3 protein-coding genes are annotated in these 3,202 nt (G+C 70.0%); 2 read left to right on the plus strand and 1 reads right to left on the minus strand.

The window, feature by feature from the left end; genetic code table 11:
* Positions 1-123 precede the first annotated feature (123 nt).
* Both QQK25_RS22500 and QQK25_RS22505 read left to right on the plus strand, forming a co-directional pair.
* Entirely contained in the window at positions 124-642 is a 519-nt protein-coding gene (locus QQK25_RS22500) for a MotA/TolQ/ExbB proton channel family protein (protein ID WP_284189973.1), read from the plus strand.
* A complete protein-coding gene (locus QQK25_RS22505) occupies positions 639-962 on the plus strand; it encodes a DUF2149 domain-containing protein (protein ID WP_228111802.1) in 324 nt (107 codons plus the stop codon). The genes QQK25_RS22500 and QQK25_RS22505 overlap by 4 nt, the downstream gene beginning before the upstream one ends.
* Before the next feature lie 9 nt (positions 963-971).
* Here the strand turns inward: QQK25_RS22505 and QQK25_RS22510 are convergent, their stop codons facing one another.
* Positions 972-3,047, minus strand: coding sequence for an ATP-binding protein (locus QQK25_RS22510; RefSeq protein WP_284189974.1), 2,076 nt, complete (start codon positions 3,045-3,047; stop codon positions 972-974).
* Positions 3,048-3,202 lie beyond the last annotated feature (155 nt).

Consider the following 3,202-nt stretch of genomic DNA (forward strand, 5'->3'; position numbering starts at 1 on the left):
CCATCGCAACCCGCCGCCGGCCTGCTGGCGGTGCTGCTCGCCGCCTTTGCCGCCGGCGCCCTCGGCCAGGCCCTGCGGGGCCGGCGCGTCGCCCCTTCCCCTGTCCTTTCCGGAGCCTGAACCATGACCCCTTCCATCGACGGCCTGATGTACGAGGCCAGCCAGCTGTTCCTGATCCCGGTGCTGGCCGCCATCGGCCTGCTCTTCCTGTACGCCTTCTACGCGATGGGCGCTTTTTTGTGGCAGATGGTCCAGCGCCGGGCGGGCGTGGCGGCGGGTTTCGAGCTGGCCCTGGCCCGCCAGGCCGACCCGCGCCTGCAACCGGCCGAGCTGGAATCCATCGCCGTGGCCCGGCTGGAGCTGGTGCGCATCGCCACCCGGGTGGCGCCGATGCTGGGGCTGGTGGCGACGATGATCCCCATGGGCCCGGCCCTCAAGGCGCTGGGCGATGGCGATCTGGGTGACGTGTCGCGCAGCCTGACGGTGGCCTTCTCGGCGGTGATCCTGGCGCTGATCGCGGCGGCGCTGACCTACTGGGTCGGCCACGTGCGCCGGCGCTGGTATGCCGACGATCTGCTGGCCATCGAGAAGGGCGATCTGGCGCTGCGCCCGTCCGCCATGGCCGCCGAGGTGGCGCGATGAGCGGCCTGCGGCGCCGGCTGACGGAGGATGCCGACGGAGACGACCCGCTGCTGTCGGTGGTGAACCTGATCGACGTGTTTCTGGTGCTCATCGCGGCGCTGCTGCTGGCGGTGGCCAAGAACCCGCTCAACCCCTTCACCGACGAGCGGGTGACGGTGGTCCGCAACCCGGGCACGCCGGGCATGGAGGTGGTGGTGAAGGAGGGCCGCAAGATCGAGCACTTCCGCGGCGACGGGGCGAGCCAGTCGGCGGCGGGCGGGGTGCGCGCCGGCAGCGCCTACCGGATGCCCGACGGCGGGCTGGTGTACGTGCCGGAGTAGCGCCGGGTTTTATTCGCCGCTGCGCGGGATGCGGATCTCGAACACCGCGCCGCCGTCCGGGTGGTTGCGGGCGCTGATGGTGCCTTCGTGGCCGCGCACGATCTCGCTGGTGATCGCCAGGCCCAGCCCGGTGCCGCCGGCGCCGGTCTTGGTGGCGCTGCTCTGCACGAACTTCTCGAAGATCTGCTGCTCTTCGCCGCTCGGTATCCCCACGCCCTGGTCGCGCACGCTGAAGGCGACGGCCTCGCGCTTGCCGATCATGCAGTCCCGGTAGGTGATGGTGATGGTGCCGCCCGGCGGCGAGAACTTGATGGCGTTGGAAAGCAGGTTCTGCACCGCGTGGTGGAGCTGCTGGGGGTCGATGCGGGCGACGGTGTTGCGGGTCTGGCGGTCGATGGCGAAACTGAGCCCGTGCTGCTTGAACAGCGCCGCCAGATCGGCATGGACCCGATCGACGACCACCGCAATGTCGCCCGGGTGCAGCGCAAAGTTGATCCGCCGGGCTTCGAGCTTGGCCAGGTCGAGCAAGTCGTTCACCAGATCGGCGAGGCGCGAGCCGCTCTGGTGGATGCGCTGGAAGTAGTTGATGAGCTTTTCTTCGGGCACCTGGCCGGTGCGGGTCTCGCCCAGCCGCGCGTAGGACATGATGCCGTGCAGCGGGGTGCGGAATTCGTGGGACATGTTGGCCAGGAATTCGCTCTTGAGCTGGCTGGCCCGCTCGGCGGCCTCTTTGGCGGAGACGAGATCGGCGGTCTGGGCGGCCACCATCTCGGAGAGGTGATCCCGGTGGCTGCGCAGCTCGGCCTCGATGGCCTTGCGTGCCGAGATGTCCTTGGAGGTGCCCCGATAGCCCAGGAACTCGCCTTCCGGCGAGATGACCGGCAGGCCGGACAGGCTCAGCCAGGTGATGAGCTTCACCGGGTGGTGGACGCAGTATTCGAAATCACGGAACTCCTGCCGGGCGGCGATCGCGGCGTGGTAGCGGGCCCACTTTTCGGTGTCGGCCAGATCTTCCGGGGCGGCGAATTCCTCGCGCCGGCGCCCGCGCACCAGATCGATCATGGTGTGGCCCTCGGGGCCGCGGCCGATGTAGCCGGTGAAGCGCATGTTGGCGTCGGTTTCCCAGTACCAGTCGGACGAGACTTCGGAGTAGTCGCGGAAGCGCTGCTCGCTGTCCTTCAGGGCCTGCTCGCGCAGGCGCAGGGTGGTGATGTCGGAACCGACGATGACCACGCCTTCGAGCTTGCCACTGCGGTCGTGCAGGGGCGCGGCGCGCAGGATGTAGTGGCGCGTGCCCATGCCGGGCAGCCGGCTCTCGAGGCAGGTCTCCATCTCGACGCTGCCCTGCTGCAGGATGGTGCGGAACAGCACCGTGCCGGGGCCGAAGCTGGGGGAAGCGGCGCGCAGCCCGGCCAGGGTCTCGTCGGCGAGCAGGGTGTCGGGCGAGACGCCGATGAGGTCGGCCGGGTTGATGCCCAGGCTGCGGCGGACGGCGGCGTTGGCGCGGCTGATGAGCCCGAAGCGGTCGATCACCAGCAGCAGGCTGTCCATGGTGTCCATCACGTTGGTGATGAAGCTGGTCAGGCGCACCTGCTCGGCGCTCTGCTGTTCGAGCAGTCGGGATTTGGCGCTGACCTCGTCCACCATGGTGTCCATCATCCCGGTGACGGCCGTGATCTGCTGTTCGAGGGTGGCGTTGGCCTGGCGGAGGGCTTCGAGCTCGATGCGCAGGCGGGCGACCTCGCCCCGGGTGGGGTGTGTGGTGGCGCTGCTGTCGGTCGTAACGATGCAGAAATCGTCGCCCACCTGACGCACCTGGAGGATGGCGTTCTCGTCGGCGGTCTCGATCTGCAGGCCGTGGGCCGGGCAGATCAGGCGGCCGTCGCTGTCTTCGGGGCTGTGGTCGAGGCGGTGGCCTTCGTGGGGGCAGGCGGCGGGCAGCGCCACCCAGCCATCGTTGCGCTGGACGACCAGGATGTGCAGCGGCGCGTTGTGCCCGGGCAGGGCGACGACGCCGCACAGGCGGTCCGGCCGGCCGACGACCTCGCGCAGGTTGCGGATGGGGATGGCGTCGGTGTGGGTCATGACCACAGCGCCCGGATACGGGTGGCGGCGGCGTCCACCGCGTCGGCCACGGGGGCCGACAGCCCCGGCGAGAAGGCCGCGATGTAGCCGGCCTCGGCGCCCACCAGGCGGATCGCCGGAAGGCGGTCGAGGGCGGCGGGCAGCAGCCGGAGCAG

Source organism: Zoogloea oryzae (genome assembly GCF_030161255.1).
GTDB classification, from domain to species: domain Bacteria; phylum Pseudomonadota; class Gammaproteobacteria; order Burkholderiales; family Rhodocyclaceae; genus Zoogloea; species Zoogloea oryzae.

Coding starts and splice junctions, on each gene's coding strand:
- QQK25_RS22505 (WP_228111802.1), top strand. CDS start 639: ATGAGCGGCCTGCGGCGCCGGCTGACGGAGGATGCCGACGGAGACGAC.
- QQK25_RS22500 (WP_284189973.1), top strand. CDS start 124: ATGACCCCTTCCATCGACGGCCTGATGTACGAGGCCAGCCAGCTGTTC.
- QQK25_RS22510 (WP_284189974.1), bottom strand. CDS start 3,047: ATGACCCACACCGACGCCATCCCCATCCGCAACCTGCGCGAGGTCGTC.